Origin of the sequence: Mycobacterium sp. E2238 (genome assembly GCF_001672665.1) — a bacterium.
Taxonomy (GTDB): Bacteria; Actinomycetota; Actinomycetes; order Mycobacteriales; family Mycobacteriaceae; genus Mycobacterium.
This window is the reverse complement of record NZ_LZKF01000112.1, coordinates 26,273-47,864: the sequence shown is the minus strand read 5'-3', so window position 1 is coordinate 47,864 and position 21,592 is coordinate 26,273. Positions and strand designations below refer to the sequence as shown.

The 21,592-nt window shown below is 66.7% G+C and carries 23 protein-coding genes, 1 tRNA gene and 1 pseudogene; 5 read left to right on the top strand and 20 right to left on the bottom strand.

Annotated features, from left to right (window positions below):
* From A5711_RS09855 to A5711_RS09825, 7 genes are all read right to left on the bottom strand, one after another.
* Nucleotides 1-963, bottom strand: a 963-nt coding sequence (locus A5711_RS09855; RefSeq protein WP_231987451.1) for a phosphatidylglycerol lysyltransferase domain-containing protein, incomplete at its 3' end; no start/stop codon positions are given.
* Between the two features lie 7 nt (nucleotides 964-970).
* Nucleotides 971-1,762 (bottom strand): universal stress protein, encoded by a 792-nt coding sequence (locus A5711_RS09850; RefSeq protein WP_067945931.1) that lies wholly within the window; start codon nucleotides 1,760-1,762, stop codon nucleotides 971-973.
* Nucleotides 1,763-1,778: 16 nt separating this feature from the next.
* A complete protein-coding gene (locus tag A5711_RS09845) occupies nucleotides 1,779-2,417 on the bottom strand; it encodes an SRPBCC family protein (protein ID WP_082974354.1) in 639 nt (212 codons plus the stop codon).
* 91 nt (nucleotides 2,418-2,508) lie between these two features.
* Nucleotides 2,509-3,312 (bottom strand): HPF/RaiA family ribosome-associated protein, encoded by an 804-nt coding sequence (locus A5711_RS09840; protein WP_067945906.1) that lies wholly within the window; start codon nucleotides 3,310-3,312, stop codon nucleotides 2,509-2,511.
* A 66-nt stretch (nucleotides 3,313-3,378) separates the two neighbouring features.
* Nucleotides 3,379-4,416 carry an acyltransferase gene (locus A5711_RS09835; protein WP_082974353.1) on the bottom strand — a complete coding sequence of 346 codons (1,038 nt, stop codon included), beginning with the start codon at nucleotides 4,414-4,416 and terminating at the stop codon, nucleotides 3,379-3,381.
* A 13-nt stretch (nucleotides 4,417-4,429) separates the two neighbouring features.
* Nucleotides 4,430-5,251, bottom strand: a complete 822-nt coding sequence (locus A5711_RS09830; protein ID WP_067945927.1) for a slipin family protein — start codon at nucleotides 5,249-5,251, stop codon at nucleotides 4,430-4,432.
* Nucleotides 5,252-5,279: 28 nt separating this feature from the next.
* Nucleotides 5,280-5,765, bottom strand: a complete 486-nt coding sequence (locus tag A5711_RS09825; protein WP_067945904.1) for a flavodoxin family protein — start codon at nucleotides 5,763-5,765, stop codon at nucleotides 5,280-5,282.
* Between the two features lie 389 nt (nucleotides 5,766-6,154).
* On the opposite strand from A5711_RS09825, the gene A5711_RS09820 reads away from it, so the two are divergent.
* Both A5711_RS09820 and A5711_RS09815 read left to right on the top strand, forming a co-directional pair.
* On the top strand, nucleotides 6,155-7,546 hold the full coding sequence (locus tag A5711_RS09820) for a trypsin-like peptidase domain-containing protein (protein WP_231972108.1): 1,392 nt from the start codon (nucleotides 6,155-6,157) through the stop codon (nucleotides 7,544-7,546).
* A 14-nt stretch (nucleotides 7,547-7,560) separates the two neighbouring features.
* Nucleotides 7,561-7,965 carry a DUF302 domain-containing protein gene (locus tag A5711_RS09815; RefSeq protein ID WP_067945900.1) on the top strand — a complete coding sequence of 135 codons (405 nt, stop codon included), beginning with the start codon at nucleotides 7,561-7,563 and terminating at the stop codon, nucleotides 7,963-7,965.
* Here the strand turns inward: A5711_RS09815 and A5711_RS09810 are convergent.
* The 10 genes and pseudogenes from A5711_RS09810 to A5711_RS09765 form a co-directional block, all read right to left on the bottom strand.
* A complete protein-coding gene (locus A5711_RS09810) occupies nucleotides 7,916-8,416 on the bottom strand; it encodes a hydrogenase maturation protease (protein WP_067945898.1) in 501 nt (166 codons plus the stop codon). The genes A5711_RS09815 and A5711_RS09810 overlap by 50 nt on opposite strands.
* Entirely contained in the window at nucleotides 8,413-9,705 is a 1,293-nt protein-coding gene (locus A5711_RS09805; RefSeq protein WP_067945896.1) for a Ni/Fe hydrogenase subunit alpha, read from the bottom strand. The genes A5711_RS09810 and A5711_RS09805 overlap by 4 nt, the downstream gene beginning before the upstream one ends.
* Nucleotides 9,702-10,460 (bottom strand): oxidoreductase, encoded by a 759-nt coding sequence (locus tag A5711_RS09800; protein ID WP_067945894.1) that lies wholly within the window; start codon nucleotides 10,458-10,460, stop codon nucleotides 9,702-9,704. The genes A5711_RS09805 and A5711_RS09800 overlap by 4 nt, the downstream gene beginning before the upstream one ends.
* Nucleotides 10,460-11,302: an FAD/NAD(P)-binding protein gene (locus A5711_RS09795; protein ID WP_067945892.1), complete on the bottom strand. Its 843-nt coding sequence runs from the start codon at nucleotides 11,300-11,302 to the stop codon at nucleotides 10,460-10,462. The genes A5711_RS09800 and A5711_RS09795 overlap by 1 nt, the downstream gene beginning before the upstream one ends.
* A complete protein-coding gene (locus tag A5711_RS09790) occupies nucleotides 11,295-12,419 on the bottom strand; it encodes a 4Fe-4S dicluster domain-containing protein (RefSeq protein WP_067945890.1) in 1,125 nt (374 codons plus the stop codon). Before A5711_RS09790 ends, A5711_RS09795 begins: the two co-directional genes overlap by 8 nt.
* A gap of 58 nt (nucleotides 12,420-12,477) precedes the next feature.
* Nucleotides 12,478-13,038 carry a hypothetical protein gene (locus A5711_RS09785; RefSeq protein WP_067945888.1) on the bottom strand — a complete coding sequence of 187 codons (561 nt, stop codon included), beginning with the start codon at nucleotides 13,036-13,038 and terminating at the stop codon, nucleotides 12,478-12,480.
* A gap of 41 nt (nucleotides 13,039-13,079) precedes the next feature.
* Nucleotides 13,080-14,076, bottom strand: a pseudogene (locus A5711_RS09780) (NAD(P)H nitroreductase).
* Between the two features lie 111 nt (nucleotides 14,077-14,187).
* Nucleotides 14,188-14,454 (bottom strand): hypothetical protein, encoded by a 267-nt coding sequence (locus A5711_RS09775; RefSeq protein ID WP_067945925.1) that lies wholly within the window; start codon nucleotides 14,452-14,454, stop codon nucleotides 14,188-14,190.
* 87 nt (nucleotides 14,455-14,541) lie between these two features.
* Nucleotides 14,542-15,726, bottom strand: coding sequence for a cation:proton antiporter (locus tag A5711_RS09770; protein ID WP_231987450.1), 1,185 nt, complete (start codon nucleotides 15,724-15,726; stop codon nucleotides 14,542-14,544).
* Nucleotides 15,727-15,782: 56 nt separating this feature from the next.
* Entirely contained in the window at nucleotides 15,783-17,075 is a 1,293-nt protein-coding gene (locus A5711_RS09765; RefSeq protein ID WP_067945883.1) for an MCE family protein, read from the bottom strand.
* Nucleotides 17,076-17,276: 201 nt separating this feature from the next.
* Here A5711_RS09765 and A5711_RS09760 point away from each other — a divergent pair, with 201 nt between their 5' ends.
* The 3 genes from A5711_RS09760 to A5711_RS09750 all read left to right on the top strand — a co-directional run bounded on the left by A5711_RS09760 (nucleotide 17,277) and on the right by A5711_RS09750 (nucleotide 19,274).
* A complete protein-coding gene (locus A5711_RS09760; RefSeq protein WP_067945881.1) occupies nucleotides 17,277-17,765 on the top strand; it encodes a glutathione peroxidase in 489 nt (162 codons plus the stop codon).
* A 146-nt stretch (nucleotides 17,766-17,911) separates the two neighbouring features.
* Complete coding sequence (locus A5711_RS09755) at nucleotides 17,912-18,343, top strand: DUF2267 domain-containing protein (RefSeq protein ID WP_067945879.1); 432 nt, start codon at nucleotides 17,912-17,914, stop codon at nucleotides 18,341-18,343.
* Nucleotides 18,344-18,386: 43 nt separating this feature from the next.
* Complete coding sequence (locus A5711_RS09750; RefSeq protein ID WP_067945876.1) at nucleotides 18,387-19,274, top strand: universal stress protein; 888 nt, start codon at nucleotides 18,387-18,389, stop codon at nucleotides 19,272-19,274.
* 53 nt (nucleotides 19,275-19,327) lie between these two features.
* Here A5711_RS09750 and A5711_RS09745 read toward each other — a convergent pair.
* The 3 genes from A5711_RS09745 to A5711_RS09735 form a co-directional block, all read right to left on the bottom strand.
* Nucleotides 19,328-19,404, bottom strand: a tRNA-Met gene (locus A5711_RS09745).
* A 270-nt stretch (nucleotides 19,405-19,674) separates the two neighbouring features.
* On the bottom strand, nucleotides 19,675-20,715 hold the full coding sequence (locus tag A5711_RS09740; RefSeq protein ID WP_082974031.1) for a methyltransferase: 1,041 nt from the start codon (nucleotides 20,713-20,715) through the stop codon (nucleotides 19,675-19,677).
* Between the two features lie 46 nt (nucleotides 20,716-20,761).
* Nucleotides 20,762-21,472 (bottom strand): nitroreductase family protein, encoded by a 711-nt coding sequence (locus A5711_RS09735; RefSeq protein ID WP_067945872.1) that lies wholly within the window; start codon nucleotides 21,470-21,472, stop codon nucleotides 20,762-20,764.
* Nucleotides 21,473-21,592 lie beyond the last annotated feature (120 nt).

The following is a 21,592-nucleotide window of genomic DNA, read 5'->3' as shown; positions in this document are numbered from 1 at the left end:
ACCGGGAAAGCGGCCTTGCAACGCGCCGTCGAGGTTCATGCAGAAGCCGCGATCGGTGCGCGCCGCGCGGTGAGCGGCGTACAACACCTCGGTCAGCTCGGCCAGCGTTGCGCCGCTGAGCTTTTGTTCGTCGACGATCTCGGTGGTGACACCGCAGTTGTGCGTCCGCTGCACCGCTTGGCGCAGGTTGCGAAAGCGGCGGCCCCGCAGGGTGAAGTGGCGGATGTCGACGACCACGTCGCGGCCGATCGGCACCGACAGCATCGGCTGCCCCACCGTGTCCCTGCGCCACAACCGAAGGTGGCGTTCGCCCGCGGCCAAGACGATGATCTGCCATCCCCGGCCGCGGCACATGCGGACGAAATCGGCTACCAGAGCGTCGAATTGCGTCGCGTCGCCGATCGGGTCGCCGCTGACCACGGCGAATCCAAGCCGGGCACGGTAGGCGATCGCCGCGGTCCCGTCGGGGTTGAAGTGGTAACTCTTGCTGGAGTGCATGGCGAACGGGGCCAGCGGATCCCCCCGCGTGGCGTTGACCAGCACCCACACCCGGCCCAGCAGCTCCGGCTGCGGTCGGACCGTGGTGGGTGACATCAGCGCGAGCCCGCTGCCGGCGATCAGAACGTTGCCCAGCAGGGCCCAGGACAGGAAATGCGCGCCCAGCCCGGCGCCCACCGCGGCGGCCGCGTACATCGCGTGTGCGGAGGTCACCGGACGGCCGAGAAAGATGCCGCGAGCGATCAAGGCGGCCGCGCCCAGGAGCGCCACCGACCAGCCGAACCGGCCGGGGGCGATGCGTTCGTAGCCGAGATACTCTCGCGCCACCAGCACTACCAGCCAAACCAGGACGCACAGCAGCATCAGCACGCTGATGCGACGCGCCGCAGGGACATCGGCACCCAGCAGCACCCGCTCCCCACCCCGCGCGACGCTGGTCGCGCGGCTTCTGGGAGTGATCTTCACGGGGCCACTAGCGCACGACGAGCACGGAGCATTCGGGGTGGCGGAAGAGGGGATGCCCTTGGGGCCCGACCAGTCGCGCGAGCTGACCGGCCTCGTCGGCGCCGATCACGGCGAGCTGAACCCTCTCGTCGTTGGCGCTCAGGTAGCTGGCGATGGCGTGCTTCGTGGTGATCGGGTAGACCCGCACCTCGGGATAGTGCTGCCGCCATTCGGCCACCCGGCGCTCGAATTCGCCGTCGGCGTGCTCGGTGAGTTCCTCGGGCCGGCCGCCGAGCACCAGCAGCGGAGCCCTGCGTAACTTCGCCTCCGCAGCAGCGAAATTCACGACGGTGTCGTTGCCGGGTACGTCCGTCATCCGGACCACGATCCAGTTGATGTCGGGCGCCGGCCGGTCGGATTCGGTCCGCAAGACCGCGACCGGGCAACGCGCCTTCTCGGCGAGCTCCGTCGCGGTCGAACCCACGATGGAGCGCGCGTAGCGTCCGATGCCGACGCAACCGACGCAGATCATCTCGGCGTCCCAGGATGCCTCCAACAGGACCGCGCCGGCCGGGCCCCGCGGCACGTCGGTTTCGATCGCGACCGCCTTGCCGGTGGCCTCCACGGCCAACCGTGCGGCATGGAGCGATGTCTCGGCGTGTGCGAAGTCGCGCTCGTAGTCTTCTGCGGAATCGTGCGCCGGCTTGATGACGGAGACGAGACGCAGTGGCGCGCCGCGGGTGATCGCCTCGTCGATACCCCATAGCGCGGCCGTGATCGCGGCCGCCGAACCGTCAATTCCCACCAGGATTGGTTTCATCATCCGGCCTTTACTGTCAGATTGTTTCGACCGACGAACGGATCGGCGCCGCGTCGGCGGGCCGCTCCGCGCGGCGCTTGACCGCCAGCATCAGCGCACGTGTCCCCAGCGCTATCAACGGCCTGGCCAGTTCCATCGCGAACACTTCACCCGGGTAGCGCAGGGCTATCCGAGCGCGTGCCAGCAGCCGGACGCGGTCCTCCCAGTGCGGCTGGAGATGAAAGGACAACACAACGTTCCAGCGCGGCTCGGATCGCATGGCATTGAGGACGACGTATTTTTCGGGGACTATCTCCGTGACGCGTAGCGTCAACCCGTCGGGCAACCAGCCCTCGGGAGCCAGGCGGACCGCATCCCCCACCCGCAGCCCTTCGTTAGCATCTTGCGCCGCAGGGCTTTCCAAACCCTCGAAGCCGAGGCTTTCGTTTCTGTCCCGGCCCATCTGCAGGAGCCGGGACCAGACCACCGACGCGGTCGCGTCGATGTCAACTGCCTCGGTCGTCTGAACCGCCGGATCGCTGACCAAGGCGTCACCCGGGACACGCATCTGCGACTCCGCCTTGGTTGCGCCCCAGTTGCGGTAGTACCTGCGCGCGCAGTAGAGCACGGTGAGCAATACGGTGGTCTGGGCGATCCGCCTTGTCATGTTCGCCATGGCGCCAGTCTGCGCGGAGCGCCCCGACGCCTGCGAGGGTCCTTGGTCCTTGGTGGTGCGCCGATATGCCCTGCGCACCGCCGAAGGGTCCCTAGCCGGCCGGGGTGATCAAGCCGTAATGGCCGTCGTAGCGGTGGTATAGCACGCTGGCGCAGCCGTAGGCGGCGTGGATGAAGAACAGGAACGGCAGGTCGAGCATGGCCAGCCGGTCGGCGGCTCCCTCTTCGGTGAGGCATGGCAGCGGTTGTCGGCTGATGGTCACCGGTAGCGCATGCGGGCTCACCCGGTCGGCCAGAGCCGGTGCGGCCAGCGCGAGGCGGAAGCCCGTCGGTCCGGCGTGATACAGCACGCTTGCGGTGCCCGTGCCCTTCTCCGTGAACAGATGAAAGTCGTAGTCGAGCAAGTCCATTTCGCGGGCGGCGTCGTCGACGGTGCAGGGCGCCATCGTGAACGACTTCCGCCGGATGACGCGGCGCTGGTCGGCCGGACGAGGAAAGTAGTTGGGCCGGTGCGCCGGCTCGGACTCATGCCGCCATTGGTGGGGACCCACCGACGGCAGCTCGCCGCGGCGCGCCTCCCAGCGCTCGGTGGCGCGTTGCAGGCGGCGGCGCAATCGCGCCACCAGAAGATCGACCGCTTCCCGCGCCGTGTCGGCCTGGACCTGCGCGCGGACCGATCGGCCATCGATGTCGAGGTTCGCTTGCGCGACGACGGGCCGCTGCACCGACGGGTCCCGATGTCTGGACAGTCTTACGCGGGCATGCCGCACAGGCCGGCTTGCGTACCGCGTGAGCTCACCGACCTTGGTCTGCGCGTACTCGGCCGCAGCGGGAAGCTCGTCCCGCATGGAGACCTGCACGTCGATGTCCTGTGGCAATTCTGTCCTGTGGCGCATGGCTCAAGAGCTACATCACGAAACCGGCTGCGGGACAGGGCCGAAAGTCATCGGGGTGTTCACGTTTCATACGTTCTGGGGGACTTTGACTGCCTTCAGCCGCAGTGCCGGTTTCTCGACGACGAACCAGCTGGCCGCGGCCAGCGGCAATGTGGCCGCGGTCGCCACCACCGCAAAGACGAGCGGGGTGATGTGTCCGAGCCCGGAGATGACGAGGATCTGCTGGGTCGGCCACGCGTAGATGTACACGCCGTACGACAAATCGTTGTGTAGATAAAACTTTCGCAACAGTATGCCGGACACGATGATTCCGTAGGCCAGGGGCAAGGCACCGACGATCCGATAGTCGGGCAGCAGCAGACCGCAGACCGCGACCATCGCGAAACTTACCGCGACCCAAGACCACCGAGCCGGTATCACGTCCTTGAGTTGGTAGAGCACCGCGCCGGCGGCGAACATGATCGTAAATCGCGCGACGCATTGCGGGATGGTCCACGACCACGGGTCGGCCATGGGCGGCAACACGAGTGCCACTACGACACCGGTGGCCAACAGAGCCGAAGATATCCAGCGATACCGTGCCAGACCGGCGACGCCGATGGCGAGCACCGCCAGGTAACACATCACCTCGAACACCAGGGTCCACAGCGACGCATTCCACGTGCGGGGATGCGGAACGCCCTGCGGTGTGCCGCCCACGTCGAGTTTGAGGTGCGCGATGGCGCTGTTGAACAGAACGAACTTCAACGGTCCACTGGAGTCCAAAAGGCTGATCGCAGAACCACCTTGAAGTGCGACGCCGACCGGCGCTATGACGAAAGCGGTGACGACCAAACAGGTGTAGAAGCCTGGCAGGATGCGCAGCGCTCGAGCCCGCAGGTACTGCCTTGGCTGCGGGTTGTTCAGCCAGCTCGCGGTGACCAAAAACCCCGACACCGCGAAAAAGCCATCCACGCCCAGGGAGAACAAGAGACGTTGCGTGACCGGTGACGAAACACTATGGCCGGTCACTGCGAACGAATGCCAGAGGATCACCTCGACGGCCAGGACCAGCCGCCACAGGTTGAGGGCATTGTGCCGGTGGTCGAAATTCTGCCCGATCACGCAATGCCTCCCCTCATTGCAGTGCTGCCGCCCGCACCAGCTTCTCCTCGGGCTTGTCCTTGGACGCGTCGGTCTCACGCGCCAGGAAGGCGGTGAGTTCTCCGATCGCGGTCATCAGCGGGGCCGGGAAGACGATGGTGGTGTTCTTCTCCACCCCCAGTTCGATCAAGGTCTGCAGGTTGCGCAGCTGCAGGGCCAGCGGGTGACGCATCATGGTGTCGGAGGCGTCGCCGAGGGCAGCGGCGGCGCGGGCTTCCCCTTCGGCCGCAAAGATTTTCGCCCGCTTCTCCCGCTCCGCCTCGGCCTCGCGCGCCATCGCGCGTTTCATGCTGTCGGGGAGCTGAATGTCCTTGAGCTCCACCAAGGTGACCTCCACGCCCCAGTCCACCGTGGTGGCGTCGAGGATCTGGCGAATGCTGCCGTTGATCTTCTCGGTTTGGGCAAGCACCTCGTCGAGGGAATGTTGCCCGACGACATTGCGGAGGGTGGTCTGTGCGATCTGATCGATGGCGGCGTGGACGTTCTCGATGACCACCACGGCCTTGCGGGCATCGACGATCCGGAAGTAGGCGACAGCGGCGATGTCGACGCTCACGTTGTCGCGGGTGATGATGCCCTGGGACTGGATGGGCATGGTCACGATCCGCATCGAAATCCGCCACAGGCGGTCGATGACCGGAATGATGATCCGCAGCCCGGGTTCGCGAACGCCGATCACGCGGCCGAGGCGGAAATGCACACCCCGCTGGTACTGCTGCACCACCCTGATCGATGCCGCCAGCAACACCGCGGCGGCAATTCCCAAGACCACCAGAATTGCGGCAATGTGGCTCATCACGATCACCTCGATCCGCTTCGCACCGTTACGAGGCGGCCGGAGAGCCGGCGACCCGCTTGTGAATCCGAGCGGCGAACGCCGCCGCGCGATCGAGGTCGTGCTCGTTCGGCCGTCCGCGGTTGATTCCGCCGATGAATCCGAACGGCCCCACCGTGTCGAACCCCCGGCACGAGAACGCTCCGATGACGTCGAACCCCTTTTGCTCGAGCTTCTCCCGAACGGGTTTGTGGTAACCCAGCAGCGGAACCTCGCGTGCGCCGCTGGTGAAGAACGTGAAGGCCGCGGTCGGGTGGTCGGCCGCCGGGAGCTGACGGATCAATTTGCGCAGCCTCGCGTCCACCATCATGTAGTAGATGCCGGAACCGAACCCGACGAGGTCGTAGTCGTGAACGGTCCCCGGGTCGACCGATTCGGGGGTGACGACCTCGGCACCCAGCACCTCGGCCATCCGATCGGCCACCAGGCGGGTGTTGCCATGTGACCTCGAAGCGCACACGATCAGCGACCTCATGGCCAACTCCTTTGCGAATGTGGCTCAGACGACTCCATGCTTCGCTTGGACTGACGGCCCGGTAAGGGCGCAAAGGCACAGCGCCGTGAGGGCCTTGGTCACTTCTGTGGATCGGCCCTGGTGGAGGCCGAAATCGGCCGACGAACGGAGGTCCTTCGCGGTCGGGACTTCGGTCCCTATCCTCTCGCCCGGGGAACCGGTCGAATAGGGGTTGTGACTGTGACAGTTCCCGCGACGGATGCCGGTGCGAAGATAATCGCCCTCGAGTCGCATCCGGCCTGGATTTCTCGGCAACGGCAGGCGGCCGAGCGCGTCGAGGCGATGCGCCGTCATCCGTCATCCTTCCGCCCCACCCATTGGGCCGCAGCCCTGCTGCGGCGGCCCCGTCCGTGACGGGAATCGCGAGGGCGCTGGCGTTGCCGGCGGCCGCCCTCATGCTGTTGGTGGGGCCGGCGGGCATGGCGGCCGCCGACAGCGGGCGTCCGCAAGCCAAGCCCGAGGAGCGGGCCGCGGCTCTGATCCGGCCGTCCATCATGTATCTCTCCGGTGAGGGTTACGGCCTGGTCCGGCTGCCCGACGGTGAGGTGTTGTCCCAATTCGGGCGGGGCTCCAGCATGCCGTTCCTGGCCACCTGGCACTGCACGGCATTCGTCGTCAACCCCGACGGTTGGGTTGCGACGGCGGGCCACTGCGTCGACCCGGCGAGCGCCACCGTCCTGATACTCAAAAGGGCCGCGATCGAATACCAGACCGAACATCCGGATGCGCCCGAGTCGAGTGATCCGGCGGTCACATTGGAATGGCTGCAGAAGAACGCGAGGGTGGAAGGCGACACATCCGGCCAGGGCCCCCACGTGAGCATCACGCTGATTTCGGGCACGGGAACGAAACTCGCGGATAAGCTGACCGCCAACGTCGCCGATTTCCGGCCCATGGGCAAGGGCGACGCCGCGCTCCTCAAGATTCCCAAGCGCAACCTACCGTCGTCGGAACTCGCGACCGATGCCGACGTCACCATCGGGACGCCCGTCCTCGCGGTGGGCTTCCCCGAGAGCACCCAGAACATCACCGGCCCTTCGCTCGACCCCACCTACAAGAGCGGCAAGGTCAGCAAGAAGTCTCTCGCGGGACCCAACCCCGAGTACGAGATCGACGCCGCGATGACCGACGGCATGAGCGGCGGCCCGACGGTCGGGCTGAACGGAAAGGTGCTCGGCGTCAACAGCTTCGCCCCGGTCAACGAAACCCAGCCGTTCAATTTCATCACGCCGGTGGACGGCGTCGCCGCGATATTGGCCGGCAAAGGCGTCCAGCCGGCGCTTGGCCCCGCTGACCGGATCTACCGCAAAGGATTGACCGACTTCTACGCGGGCCGCTACACCGATGCGATCGACGAGTTCGGCCAGACCCTCGCGATGTCACCCGGCTACCCCGGTCTGGACGATCTCAAGACGAACGCGGTCAATCTGCGCCAGCAGTATGGGGACTCCGCCGCCCTCAGCGGGCGAACTCTGTTGTGGTACACCGTTATCAGTGTCGTCTCGGTGCTCGGCCTCGGCGCCGTCCTGACCTTCCTGGGGCTGCGGCCCCGTCATCGCGCCCACACGGCGCCCGACGTGCAACCGCTTCGTCTGATGCCCAAGCATGAATCGGGGGCGGTCGAACCGCATTTCTGCGCACATTGCGGGGCCGAGCACCACCCCAGCGAGCAGTTCTGCCCGAACTGCGGCAAGCACATAGACCTTCCAGCCGCGGTACGGGGAACCGGACTGATCTCCTGACGGATGGCCCATCGGTGAGTGCGAGATTATCCACCAGGCTGACGGCGCGGTTCGACGACGCCGCGGACCGCACTCGAGAAGCTTTGGCACGGCAGGGTTTCGGCGTACTGACCGAAGTGGACGTCAAAGCGCGGGTGCAGGCTCAGCTCGGCGTGGAGATGGAGGATTACCTGATCTTCGGCGCCTGCGACCCGGCCGTGACGTATCGAGCTATCAACGTCGATCGAGAGATCGGGCTGCTGCTGCCCTGCAACGTGCTCGTGCGCGCCGACCCGGGTGACCCGGGCTCGGTGATCGTCGAGGCGATGGATCCGGTGCTCCTGGTCGAGGTGACCGGTGAGCCGGCCCTCATCTCGATCGCCGCAGAGATCACGGAGGGCCTGCGTGCCGCGATCGCTTCGCTGACCGAAAGCGATTGATCTCCGCGGCCACCATGCCGACCACCACCGGCACGGCTCGTGCGACCATCGGGCTCAGCCCCTCCCCATTGCCGGTGTCCCCCACCTCGACCGCGAAGACCACCACGGCGTCGGGCACCCGCCCGAGCTCTCGAGCCAGCGCATGGGTGCGGCCGATATCGATGCTGTGCGAGCTCAACCCTTCGGCTTGGGTGGGCACCTCGTCCAGCCGGTAGCGATGGACGCGGCCCGGGGTTGCCGGGGTGACGATCGCCGCGTCGATGACCACGGCCAGCTCCGCCCCGCTCCATGCGTCGAGAACTCCCGCCGGCTCCGCAATGTCGGTACGCACAACGACATTGGGCCAGGCGAGGCGTTCCATTGCGATCGCAGCGGCGACCCCGACGCCGTCGTCGCGCCGGTAGCAATTGCCGAGCCCGATCACGGCAACCCTGCCGGCATCGGCGGTCATCGTCGCTGCACAGTCAGCGTCAGGAAGTGCGCCGAGCAGGAAATGCACGGGTCGTAGCTGCGGATCAGCTGTTCACACAGCTCGGTCAGCGCGCCGTCGTCCAGGGAGAGGTTGTCCGAAACCAGGCGAGCCAGGTCGGCTTCGATGGCGCCCTGGTTCTGCGAGGTCGGCGGGATGATGGTCGCGGCCGACACCAGGCCCGCCTCGTCGATCCGGTATCGGTGATACAACAGGCCGCGGGGCGCCTCGCTGACACCGTGGCCAACGCCGGCACGAGCCGGGACGGGCACGAACGGACGCGACGGGCGCTGGTACTCATCGATGATGCGCAGTGCCTCTTCGATCGCGTAGACCACTTCGACCGCGCGGACGACGATGCTGCGGAAGGGGTTTCGGCATTCGCCCGATAATCCGGCCCGGGTGGCCGCCTGAGCGGCGATCGGCGAGAGCGCCGGTGCGTTTAGCGAGTATCGGGCCAGCGGGCCGGTCAGGTGGCGACCTCCGTCGAGCGTCGCGTGCAGGGCGGTCGAGTGGGGCAGTTGCGCTTCGGCGACGTGGTCGGTGAAGTCGGCCACTTCAAAGGTGGGACCGGCGCTGCGGGCGATGACCCCGTTTTCGATCGGGTACTCACCCGGCGCCGTGAGAGCCAGGAATTCGTGGTCGAGCTCGAGGTCGGGAAACTCGAAGCCGGACACCCACTCGACCGTCGCCACCGCGTCATCCAGCGCGCGACGCAGCTGCTCTTCGATCGGCTTGAATTCCAATCGTGTTGGAACGGAATAGAATCCGCCCAGCCGCACGTTGACGGGATGGATCGCGCGGCCGCCAACGAACTCCATCAGCCGGTTGCCCGCCTTCTTCAGCGCCAGCCCCCGCTCGACGATCTCGCGATGGTCGCGGGCCATGCCGACGATGTCGGGGTAGCCGAGGAAGTCCGGCGCGTGCAACAGGTAGATGTGCAGGGCGTGACTGTTGATCCATTCACCGCAGTACAGCAGGCGCCGCAGCGCGACGAGTTCGTCGTCCACCCGAACCCCGCAGACGTCTTCGATCGCATTGCAGGCGCTGACCTGGTAGGCGACCGGGCAGATCCCGCAGACGCGTGCCGTGAGGTCGGGCGGCTCGGTGTGGGCGCGGCCGCGCAGGAACGCTTCGAAGAAGCGCGGCGGCTCATAGATGTTGAGCTGCACGCTGTGCAGCGCGCCGTCCTGCAGCGTGACGTGGAGCGCGCCTTCGCCTTCCACCCGGGTCAACGCGCCGACGCTCAGGGTGCGCTCGGACGAATTCACTGCTTGCTCCGTTCGGCGGCGAACGTGGCGACGTTGAACGTGGAGAACACCCGGTCGACGTCGCCGTCGGACATCCCGTCGCGGCGCAGCAGCGGGATCAGCGTCGCGGTCTGCGGCACCGCCGACGGGCCGAAGCAGCCGTAGCAACCGCGGTGATGGCTGGGACACAGCGCGCCGCAACCGGCGTGCGTTACCGGACCTAGACACGGAATCCCATCGGCGACAACGACACACGTGGTCCCGCGCAGTTTGCATTCGGTGCACACCGTCTTGGCCGGCAGCCGCGGCTTTCGCCCGATCAGCAGGGCCGCGAGTGTGTCGAGCAGCTGGCCGCGGTCGATCGGGCAGCCCGGCAACTGGTAATCCACCTTGACGTGTGCCGAAGCCGGCGTCGACGTGGCCAGCGTGTCAACGTATTCCGGCTTGGCATAGACGACGGAGGCGAACTCGGCGACATCGGCAAAGTTGCGCAGCGCCTGTACTCCCCCGGCGGTCGCGCACGCCCCGATGGTGACCAGCACCTTCGACTGCTGCCGAATCTCTTGGATGCGTTGCTCATCACGCCGCGTGGTGATCGAGCCCTCGACCAGCGAGACGTCGTAGGGGCCGGCGACGGTCGCGCTGGAGGCCTCGGCGAAGTTGGCGATCTGCACCTGGTCGGCGAGAGTGAGCAGCTCGTCCTCGCAATCCAGCAGGGTCAGTTGACATCCGTCGCACGAGGCGAACTTCCACACGGCCAGGGTGGGTCGGGTCATCAGAGCTCCTTCACCCGTAGCAGGGGGCCGGCGACGTCGTAGCCCACCACGGGGCCGTCGCGGCACAGCAGCAGCGGCCCCAGCTGACAGTGCCCGCACATGCCGACCCCGCATTGCATGTTCCGCTCCAGCGAGACTCGGATATTCTTTGCCGCAACGCCTTTCGCGAGCAGGGCCTCCGCGCCGAACCGCAACATCGGCTCGGGCCCGCACAGGAATGCGCTGGTGCGATCGGGCTCGAGGACCAGCCGCCCCAGCGGTTCGGTGACCAGGCCGACGTCGCCGTGCCACCCCGGTGTCTGGGCGTCGACGACCAAATGCAATTCGATCTGCGGGTCGTGCGACCACTGCTCGAGCTGAGCGGCGAAGACGAAGTCGGCCTGCGACCGGGCGCCCACGATCAGCGTCACGTTGCCGTAGCGTGCCCGGTCGGCCAGCGCGCCCAGTATCGCCGGGCGCAACGGGCACAGGCCCACACCCCCGGCGACCATGACCAAATCCCGCCCGACGGCTTCCGCTAGCCCCCACGTCGTGCCGAAGGGGCCACGGACACCGATGATGCTCCCCGGCTGCGCGTCATGCAGGGCGCGGCTCACCGCGCCGACCGCTCGCACCGTATGCGTGATCGAGCCGTCGGTGACGGTGGGATCGCCGCTGATCGAGATCGCGGCTTCGCCCACGCCGAATGCGTAGAGCATCATGAACTCTCCGGGTTGCGGCGCGCGCAGCACTTCCCCGAGCGGTTCGAGGCACAGCGTTGCCGAGTCGGGGCTTTCGACGACGCGACTGCGCACCCGGTACGGGTTCGGCGCCATCACCGCGGCGCCCGCAGCGTCAGTCATCGTGGGCCATCTTGTTCATTTCCTCGGTGATGTCGATCCCGGTGGGGCACCAGGCAATGCACCGCCCGCAGCCGACGCACCCCGACATGTCGAACTGGTCGTGCCAGGTGCCGAGTTTGTGGGTCAGCCAGTGCCGGTATCGCGAGGAGCCGGACTGGCGGACGCTGCCGCCGCCGTGGATGTAGGTGAAATCGGGCTCGAAGCACGACGCCCAGTTCTGCCAGCGCTCCGCATGCTCGCCGGTCAAATCGCTGACGTCCTCGGTGCTGGTACAGAAGCAGGTCGGGCACACCATGGTGCAGTTGCCACAGGTCAGGCATCGGCTGGCGACCTCGTCCCACTGCGGCGACTCGCGCGAACGAACCAACAGGTCGCGCAGGTCGGTGTCCGGCATCTGGCGACCCATTCGATGCGAGGCAGCCTGCACCGCCGCGTGTGCGGAATCGATCTCCGCATCGTCGGCGGCCCGGTGTGGAACGGCCGCGAGCACGTCGGCGCCCTCCGGGGTTCCCACCTCGACCAGGTAGGTCACGCCGTCGCCGTCGAGTCGCTCGGTCAGGGCCAGGTCGTACCCTGGTCCGGCCGCGGGGCCGGTGCCCATCGAGGCGCAGAAGCACAGCCCGCCCGGCTCTGTGCAATTGACCGCCACCACGAAAATCTGCCGATGTCGGCGGACGAAGGATTTGTCGGGAAACTGGCCACGGCCAAGGACCCGGTCGAGCGTAGCTATCGCGGCCAAGTCGCAGCCGCGCACTCCGAGGAAGGCATACCTCGGGACCTGCTCGTCCGATTCGGTGTCGCTGAAACCGTCGCGGGTGCCGGACCACAGCCGGCGCCGTGGCGGGTGCAAGAACTGCTTCCATGACTGCGGCCCGGACGAGTGCCCGAACGCGGCGTCGTCGTCGCGCCTGCGCACCCGATACTGCCCGGGCGCCACGTCGACGCCCCACCCCCGCGGCAGGTCGGCGGCGGACTCCAGTTGATCCAGCACGATCGCGTTGTCCCGCAACGTCGGACCGATGACGCGGTATCCGCGCTCGATCAGGACCTCGACAAGAAGGTGCAGTCCGGCGGTGTCAAACGATGCGGCACCAGAGTTCTCGCCGTTTCCGCTCATCGACCCATCATCCGTCGGTTCGATTGTGCTGTATAGGGGTTGGCAGCGGTGTCATCAGTTACGGGGCTTCCGCGAGGAACTTGATGTCGCGTTCCCAGAGGGCGTCACGGGCGCGGTCCAGCCGCGACCGGACGACCGCCACAAGTGCCGCCATCGTCATCGTCACCGCCAGCGCTGTCACCACCGCCACGCCGACCGCCTCGCCCACCGCGAGCCAAGTCGGGGTGGGCGGATCCACCGGGTTGCCCTCCCCGTCCACCCACATCTCGATGGTTCCGCCCACCTTGGCGTGCTCGGTGACCACCAGCGGCCCGTTGCGCTCCCCGTTCGGCCCCGGCCACTTCGCCTGCACGACAACGACACCCAGATCCTCCGCCAGGGCATCGACGATCGTCGCCGTCGCGCGGTGCCGCTCGTGCGCCTCCTGGGTGTAGACCCGATCCCGCGCGCCGTAGGTCACCGCGCCGAACACACCGGCGACCGGGACGGCGATCAGGGACGCGACAAGCGCGACCAGCAAGACCAGTGATTCAATGCGGTCGGCGCGGCGCAGCAACGGGTTACGGCCGAAAACGCGGGCGAAACGCCAGCGGCTTGGGTCGAAGGTGAACGTCTCCATGATGTCCTCTGCGCCGCAACCGTTTCGGTGGATTCGCCGGTTCAGAGGGCGACCTGGTGCTGGTGATCGTTCATCCACTCGACGAAGTCGGAGAGCTCGCGCCGCGGGGTCGCCGGCAACGGGTCCGCGTTGATGGGCGCCCAACCCACCCGGAGCAGCATCTGGGGATGATTGCTGTCCCCGAAGATGTCGGACTGGACCGCCGCGCGCGTTCCGGCCGTCTCCAGCGGTTCGGTGACCGGGCAACTGGCCAGCCCCAGTGACGTCGCGGTGAGCAGCACGACGCTGGTCGCCTCACCGGCGCGTAGCTGGGCCAGGCGGTCGTCGTTGCGGGTGCCCAGCGCGAGGACGACGGCGTTGTCGTCCTCCGACGACGAGTCCGGCGGCATGGGCAGCACCGGGCCGGCGAAGACCCGGCCCGGAATCTTGGCCGCGATATCCGGTGCCGGAGTGTTGCGGGCGGGAACGCCGGCCACGGACGCGTAGCGGCCACTCCACTCGGTGAGCTCGGCGAGATAGTCCTGGTTCATGTGGTCCCGGACGGATTGAGCGACGATTTTCCGCAGATTGTCGAGGTCTTCGACCTGGCACAGCGTTACCCCGCTTCGAGCCGCCCGCGCCGCCATCAGGGCGACATCGCACCGGCACCGGCCAGGAGCTGTAATAGCGCCGGTCGGTTCGCCGCCGCGGTATCGCCGCGGCCAGTGCGATGTCGACCGAATCGGCGCGGTGTCGCGAAAGCTCGATTGCCGCAAGGTGGCTGGGGTCGGCCGGATTCGGCAGCCGGGTCACCTTGGAGAGCCACCCGACCGCCGCGAGCGCGACGACGCAGTGGTGCAGGGCCGCACCGCAACTCAACATGAGGTCGCGGCCGTCCGGGTCGGTGTTGGGCAGTTGCCGGCTGTCGTCGGAGTAGAGGTGCAGGCTTGTCGCGTCCACCCGCCACCGCCAGGGCTGGCTGTTGTGCACCGAGGGTGCGCGAGATGCCAGACTCAAGACCGTCCGGACCGTGCCGGCATCCGGAAATCGAGTGTTCATGGCGGTCGTTCCCTTCGGTATTGCTACGTCTTGTCTACGATTGCGGATTGCTGCCGCCCCGGCGAGAGCCTGACGGCTCTAGCCCGAGGGACTTTGGGCCAATCCGCACGGCTACGCGGCCGCCGCGATGGCCACATCGATGGATAGCTGATCGCCGATGGCGTAGGCGACCGACCAGTCGCCGTCGCATGCCGCCCGCGCCAGCTCGTCCACCAGGGGGCTGTGGGCGCCCAGGTCCGCCAGCCATGCCGCCACGATGGGGGCGATCTCATTGCCGGGCACCCGGACCGTGCGCCCGCCGTGCAAACGATCGGTGACGCGGTACATCGTTGCGGTCGGCACGGCTCGCAGGTGGTGCCGTCGTGTTGCAAACCTCATCACGGCCTCCTCGATCGAGCTTGGAATCGATTCGACCACTCCTGTGATGCGGCCCACAGGGCCAAACGCAACCGGGCGGCAGGTGCTTCAGTCGTGCTTTCGAGGATGCGGAGGTCCCGCCGCGGAAGGGCCCTTGGTCACCTGGCTCCGTGACGCGAACGCGCCCGCGACCGAGGCGGCCGCAATCGTCAGTAGGGCACCGAACATCAACGCCGACGCTTCGCCCGCGACGAGCAGGTGTTCCTGGGTGCCGATGGCGGCCGCGGCCACCGGCACGCCGAGCTGCCCGGCCGAAAGCACCGCCAGGGTGAGCGGTTGGCCGAGCAGCCTGCCGGCGCTGTGTGCCAGCACGGCCCCTAGCCCCAGTCCCACGCCGAGCAGGATGAGTTTCGGGTGCGCACCGAGCTCGCGCACCTGCAGCGAAGCGCCCAGCCAGACGAAGAACAGCGGACTGAAAAACCCCTCGGTGATTCCGAACAGCTGCCGCGCCAACCGTCGCGGTTCGCCGACCATGGCGACCACCAGGCCCACCGCGAAGCCCGCCAGCATGACGGACACGTGCGTGCTCACGGCGAGCGCGGCCAGGGCGAACAGCACGATGAGGTTGGTCCGCAATTCCAGTGCGAACCGCCGATTCTCGGAGTAGACGTGCATCCGGCGGCGCCAGCCCTTGGCGTCGGAGGCCCGCAGCAGCACGTAAAACACCCCCGCGCACCCTGCCACGGCCAGCGCGCCGAGCGCGGCGGTGGGCGCATGTCGGAGGTCAATCACCAACGGCAGCAAGACAATACAGGCGGCATCCGCAACAGCGATCTGCGCCGTGACGGCAATCACCTGCGGCCCTTGCAAGCGCAGGGAATCGATCACCGGCAGCGCCAGCGCCGCCGACGACGAGGCCATCAGCACGGCGTACATCGCGGCGTGGCCGGTGCCGAAGGCGGCCGCCAGCCCAGCCGCGAGCGCCACCGCGGCGGCGCCACCCAGCGCCGCCCGCCCCAGCGCCTGCGGTAGCGATGCGCGCAGTGCCGTGGCGCCGACCGGGACATGGGTGCCCACGACGAACATGACCAACGCGAAGCCGACGTTGGCGAGAAGCTGAAACGTCGGGTTGGTGACATCGACGACGCCCAAACCGGTCCGGCCGACGACGAGACCGGCGACCAGCTCGCCGATGATCACCGGTATCCGAAGGCGCGGCAGTGCCGCCAGCAGCGGACCGGCCAATCCGATCGCGGTCAGCAGCGCCAGGGTGTGAAAGCCAAACCCCGGCACGTCAGCGGTCCCTGCGCGCCTGCACGAACACATTCTGCATTCTTCGCGGCGCAGTCCTAGGGATTGATCGTGTTATCCCCGACCTGGCGACCCCAGACGTACTCGATCGCGTACGGCGATCCGGTGTCGAGGTGGTTGTAGGGCGCGATGCTGTTGCCGCTGTCCATCACCAATTCGGGTGCGGGCCAAAGGTGACGGGTGATGGGCTGCCAGCAACCCGGGGCGCCCCCCGGTCCGCCGCGCGCGTTCACCCGCGGCAGGTTCTCCGGGTAGGTGTACGGATTCGGCGCGCCGCCGACGACCCCGGCCAGCCCGCCGACCAGGCTGGCGATCGTGGCCACCGCCGACACCGGGTTGGCCAGCAGCCCAAGCCCGGACAGCGCCTCGGTGTTCATGTTCAACGAGTAGCCGTTGAAACCGCCCTCGGCCGCACCCGTGGCGGCCAGCGCATCGTTTTCGTTGCGCAGCAGGCAATAGATCTCGGGGCTGTAGGTGTCCAACAGCTGCGCCGTCGGCACCAAGTCTTGGGCGCCCCGCGCCAGGTACGGGCCGCCCCTGTTGAAGATGTCGGCGCCGGTGTTGCCGAACCCGGCCGCCGACAGCAGCGCCTGGTCCAGGTCCTTCTGCTGCGCGTTGACGGTGCGGGAGGTGATCACCGCGTTGTTCAAGAAATCGAACAGGTCGGGCGCCGCGTTGGCGTAGGTGTTGCCCAGCCCGGCGAGCCGCTGAATGTCGTGACGCGCCTGCGGCATCTGCGGATTGACGTCATCGAGGACCGCGTTGGCGTTGACCACCGACTGGCCGAACTTGTCGCCCAGCCCGGTCAGCGCCTGGGCGGCCGCGCTCAGCGTCAGGTTCAGCTTGACCGGATCCACCTTCTCGTTGATGGACACGATCGTCTGGAACAGGGTGTTGATCTCGGTGGTCACCGAGCGCGCGTCGATCACCATGTGCGGCGCAATCCGTTGCGGTGAAGGGTTTTCCGGTGTCGTCAACGAGACGTACTTGCCGCCGAACACGGTGGTCGCCTTGATGTCGGCGTCCACGTTGGCCGGGATCAGCGACAGGTACCGCGGATAGACCTCCAGCGTGAATTTGGCGGCCGGCTTGCCGTCGCGCACGGTCTCCGAGATGTTGCCCACCCGGCCGATCTCGACCCCGTTGTAGGTGACCTTGGATCCCGGATCCATCACCAGCCCGGCCCGCGACGCCACCATGGTCAGCTTCGTCTTCGGGGTGAACCCACCGCGGAACTGCACGTATACGAGGGTGAAGACGATGGCCAGGACGACCAGCACGGCGAGGGCGATCCACCGGTACGGCGGGAGGCGCTGGGAATTGATCTGCACCGGGGAAGACGTTGTCACCAGCGCCCCTCATCTCTGCGCCGCGGCCCAATGCTGCGGCGATCCTTCCCCTTCCAGGGGCCCTGTACACATATGCAATAAGAAGTCCACAGGAATCTACCTTGGCGGTCGTCGTTATGCGAACCGCCGTTCGCACAATCAGTCTCTGGCTGGTTGCGGCCGCATTGCGTTAGCGTCGTCGGCGTGACCCTCAAAGACATCCCGTTGACAACCCTCGACGGCCGGCCCACCACACTGGCCGAATTGGCCGACGGCGCAACGCTCGTCGTCAACGTCGCCTCGAAATGCGGACTGACTCCGCAATACACGGCGCTGGAAATGCTGGCCGAGGACTACCGCGACCGCGGCCTGACGGTCGTCGGCGTCCCCTGCAACCAGTTCATGGGCCAGGAACCGGGCACGGCCGAGGAGATCCGGGAGTTCTGCTCGACGACGTACGGGGTGACGTTCCCGCTGCTGGCGAAGACCGACGTCAACGGCGACGACCGGCACCCGCTCTACGCCGAGCTGACCAAAGCCGCCGATTCCGCCGGCGAGGCGGGAGACATCCAGTGGAACTTCGAGAAGTTCCTCATCGCACCCGGCGGTGAGGTTGTTCAGCGATTCCGGCCCCGCACTCCGCCCGACGCCCCCGAGGTGATCAGCGCGATCGAGGCCGTGCTGCCCCGATAGGCGGCATGAATCGGCTTGGTGGGCCGCAATCCGGTGGGCACCGCCGGAACGAGTGGCCGAAAGTCCCCCTGCGCGGAGTCCATCGCCCCTTCTTCGCTGCGGGCGCGCCGGGGTTGACTGGTCCTCGAGTCAAGCCGGAGGCGACCATGTCGACGAAAACCAAGGTGGCAGCGCTCGATCACGCAACCGACGCCGCACACACGTGGGTCAACGATGTGGCCAAGGAGTTCGACACCGAAGATCGCGAGTTCGCCTACCGGGTTCTGCGGGCCTGGCTACACACGCTGCGTGACCGGCTCACGGTAGAGGCGAGCGCCCATTTCGCGGCCCAGCTTCCCGACCTGATCAGGGGTGTCTTCTACCAGGCATGGAATCCCACTGCCGTCCCCGACAAGTACGACGCCAAGGCCTATGCCGTCCGATTCTCGCGTGAGGCGAACATCGCGCTCGAGGACGTGGGCAAAGCCGCCTCGGCCACTACAGCCGCCGTCTTGCACCACCTGCCGGCCGCCCAGATCGACAAGGCGCTGGGTCAGCTGCCCATGGAAATTCGCAAGATGCTGCAGCCCGCGAGTTGATGCGCGGCGCTTAATTCCTAGTCGCCTAACGAAAGAAGTAGGGATGTCCGGGCACGAAACCCATCGTGGCATTTTGGTCGGCGTCGACGGATCGGCCTCGTCGATGGCCGCGGTCGACTGGGCGGCTCGCGATGCGGCGATACGCAATGTTCCGCTGACCCTCATGCACGTCATCGCACCGGTCGTGCCGGCGGTCGCGCCGTGGCCGGCGATTCCGATTCCTCAATACCATTTCGAGCGGCAGGACGCCAAGGCACGGCAAATCCTCGAAGACGCGCGCAAGGTGGTCGCCGATAGCACCGCCGACCACGGCCCGCCGTTCGTGTACAGCGTGGTGGTACGTGGCCCGACCGTTTCGACGCTCGTCAACGAATCCAAGATCGCGGACATGATAGTCGTGGGCTACCGGGGCGAAGGCGCGTTCAGCCGGGTCCCGTTCGGCTCGGCCAGCACCGGCCTGGTCAACTATGCGCACTGCCCGGTCGCGGTCGTCCACGATGAGGCGCCGCCACGTCCGCAGGCACCGGTGCTGGTGGGAATCGATGGCTCGGCCGCATCAAAACAGGCGGCGGAGATCGCCTTTCATGAGGCTTCTCGCCGGGGCGTGGAGTTGGTGGCACTGCACGCGTGGTCGGACGTCAGCGTGTCGGAAGTGCCGGGTCTGGATCTCGAGATGATGGAAGTGCAGGCGCAACAGGCGCTCGCCGAGTGGCTCGCCGGATTTCAGGAGCGCTACCCCGATGTGCCGGTGCGACGCGTGGTGGTCTGCGATCAGCCGGCTCGTCAACTGATCGAGCACTCGGAGTCCGCACAACTCGTGGTCGTCGGCAGTCACGGTCGCGGCGGATTCGCCGGCATGCTGCTGGGCTCGGTGAGCGCGGCCGTCGCGCATGCGGCGCAATCGGTGGTGATCGTCTCTCGCGAGTCATAGGCGCAGACGTGCACGAAAACGGCCCCCGGATGATCTCCGGGGGCCGTTTCACGTGGTAGCGGGGACAGGATTCGAACCTGCGACCTCTGGGTTATGAGCCCAGCGAGCTACCGAGCTGCTCCACCCCGCGTTGGTAAATGACAGGTTACCGAACTCGCGTCGCGCCAGCCAAATCGCGGCCTGACCAGCTCGTTTTTCAGCGCCGAACGCGCGTCAGTTCGCCGAGTCGCGCCGACTCCAGCGCGGGCTTTCAGTCACACGTCAGGTTAGCCGCGGACAGCTGAAATGAATCTCTCGAGTTCGCATGCGATGTCGGGACCTGAGGGTTCGATGATGATCTCGGTGCACCTGCTTGTGACCATTTCCGGTCGCCGTGACGTAGCGAATCGCCGGGCTGGCTCTAGATTGCGCGTGCCTCGACGATGCTGAAGTCCGTTCCGGTGGCGATCACTCGAGTCATTTCGAATCCGGCTTGGTCAAGCAGTCGGCGGTACTCGGCTGCGGTTCTTTCTTGCCCGTCATTGACCAGCAACATCTCGATATCGGTGACCTTGCCGATGACGTCACCGTGGTGCTCCGGGATTATGGCCTCGACGAGCAGCAACGATGCGTCGGTGGCCGCCGCCCTTCTCACGTTGTGCAGGACGCGTAAGGCGGCCTCGTCGGGCCAGTCGTGGATTATCTGCTTGAGCACGTACACATCGCCCCCGGCGGGGACCTCGTCGAAGAACGAGCCTTCGACGAGCCGAACCCGATGCGTCACATCGAAGTTCCGCAACAGGGATGGCGCGTCCGCTACCACGTCCGGGAGGTCGAACAGGACGCCCTGCGCATTCGGTGCCGATTTCAGGATGGCAGCGAGTAGACGGCCGTGGCCGCCCGCGATATCGACGATCGTGCGGTATGGCGTGAAGTCGTACGCCTCGACGAGCGGTCCGTCTATATACGCCGACAATCCCGTCATCGCTTCGTTGAAAATCGCGCTGAATTCGGGCTCGTCGCGCAGATAGGTGAAGAAGTCTTGACCGCGTAGCGTGGTGACCGGCGATGTCCCGGTCCTGATGGCCCGCGTCAGCAGGCTCCAGTGTTCACGGTGCTGCGGTGCACCCACGAATCGGGCCAGGGCCGCCACAGATACCGGGGCGTCCGAGCGCAGCGTGTCTGCTCGGGGAGTCAGCTCATAGCGACCGTCGTCGCGTTGAGCGAATATCCCCTTGCCGATCAGTGCCCGCAGAGCCCGGCGCAAGGCGTCCGGATGGGCTCCCACTCTGTTGGCGAGTTCATCGAGTTGCAATGGCCCGTCGGCGAGCGCATCCGCCACTCCCAGGTCGGCCACCGCGGTGATCGTCTGCGATACCCACGCCCCGAGCAGTAACTCCTGCATCGCCCGTGCCGGGGAAGACGTAGGTTGGTCGAAGGACGGTGCCTCAGAAATTCTCATGCGATCTCCTCAGTTCGGTTGCCGCGAAAGACGAAAACGTCGGGACTCAGTGGATGCTGCCCAGCTGCAGTTTGGCCTCGAAGGGCTGCCCATCACGCTTGGGCCACAGTGGTTGCGGGACTTCGGCGCCGAAAGGTGCGTCCCAGTGGTTGCGTGAAGAAACCTCATGCACCGGATAACGGTTGGTCGCAACTCCCCATCGGCCAAGCGGATAGCCGAGGGCCACCATGGCCGACATCGTCCACCCCTGGTCGGCCGGCACGCCCAATATGTCGTTGACCTCGTCCGGGAAGTAGCGCAGCAGCGTTGTCATGGCGCCGCCGACGCCTTCGGCGCGGGCGGCGAGCAACGCGCTCCAGATGGCCGGGAAGATGTTTGCGCCGCCATGGTCGTCGATTGCGAAAACGAAGAGCAGCAAAGGGACTTCGTCGAAGTGATCGGCCAGGTAGTCCCCGGATCGGATGACCTGCCGCAGAGTGTCGGCGTAGACGGCGCGATCCCGGCCCGGCGCCTGCACAGCCATTCTCCCGGCCCTGAACTCTTCGTGCTCGATCTCGTTGGCACGCCGATACAACTCGCCCAACGCATGTTTGAGCGCCGGCTCATCGACAACGAGGAAATGCCAGCGCTGCGTGTTGCCGCCGCTGGGCGCGCGGATCGCCGCATCAAGGATGCGTACCTGAGTATCCAGGGGAACCGGATCCGGCCGCATCCGCCGCATTGTTCTGGTGGTGTAGAGCGCTTCATAGATATCCATTGACCGCCTCCTCTCTGAAGAGCTCCCGCCGACGCGCTATTTCCCCGACGGCGAAAACGATGTTTCGAGGATGATCCTGACCCTCCGCGCCGAAACGACCGAACGGCTGTTCCGATGACC

What these genes read in the sequence shown, in the direction of transcription:
- A5711_RS09850 (WP_067945931.1), bottom strand. Translation starts at nt 1,762, where the DNA reads ATGAAACCAATCCTGGTGGGAATTGACGGTTCGGCGGCCGCGATCACG.
- A5711_RS09845 (WP_082974354.1), bottom strand. Translation starts at nt 2,417, where the DNA reads ATGGCGAACATGACAAGGCGGATCGCCCAGACCACCGTATTGCTCACC.
- A5711_RS09840 (WP_067945906.1), bottom strand. Translation starts at nt 3,312, where the DNA reads ATGCGCCACAGGACAGAATTGCCACAGGACATCGACGTGCAGGTCTCC.
- A5711_RS09830 (WP_067945927.1), bottom strand. Translation starts at nt 5,251, where the DNA reads ATGAGCCACATTGCCGCAATTCTGGTGGTCTTGGGAATTGCCGCCGCG.
- A5711_RS09825 (WP_067945904.1), bottom strand. Translation starts at nt 5,765, where the DNA reads ATGAGGTCGCTGATCGTGTGCGCTTCGAGGTCACATGGCAACACCCGC.
- A5711_RS09810 (WP_067945898.1), bottom strand. Translation starts at nt 8,416, where the DNA reads ATGACCGCCGATGCCGGCAGGGTTGCCGTGATCGGGCTCGGCAATTGC.
- A5711_RS09800 (WP_067945894.1), bottom strand. Translation starts at nt 10,460, where the DNA reads ATGACCCGACCCACCCTGGCCGTGTGGAAGTTCGCCTCGTGCGACGGA.
- A5711_RS09795 (WP_067945892.1), bottom strand. Translation starts at nt 11,302, where the DNA reads ATGACTGACGCTGCGGGCGCCGCGGTGATGGCGCCGAACCCGTACCGG.
- A5711_RS09790 (WP_067945890.1), bottom strand. Translation starts at nt 12,419, where the DNA reads ATGAGCGGAAACGGCGAGAACTCTGGTGCCGCATCGTTTGACACCGCC.
- A5711_RS09785 (WP_067945888.1), bottom strand. Translation starts at nt 13,038, where the DNA reads ATGGAGACGTTCACCTTCGACCCAAGCCGCTGGCGTTTCGCCCGCGTT.
- A5711_RS09775 (WP_067945925.1), bottom strand. Translation starts at nt 14,454, where the DNA reads ATGAGGTTTGCAACACGACGGCACCACCTGCGAGCCGTGCCGACCGCA.
- A5711_RS09755 (WP_067945879.1), top strand. Translation starts at nt 17,912, where the DNA reads ATGTCGACGAAAACCAAGGTGGCAGCGCTCGATCACGCAACCGACGCC.
- A5711_RS09750 (WP_067945876.1), top strand. Translation starts at nt 18,387, where the DNA reads ATGTCCGGGCACGAAACCCATCGTGGCATTTTGGTCGGCGTCGACGGA.
- A5711_RS09740 (WP_082974031.1), bottom strand. Translation starts at nt 20,715, where the DNA reads ATGAGAATTTCTGAGGCACCGTCCTTCGACCAACCTACGTCTTCCCCG.
- A5711_RS09735 (WP_067945872.1), bottom strand. Translation starts at nt 21,472, where the DNA reads ATGGATATCTATGAAGCGCTCTACACCACCAGAACAATGCGGCGGATG.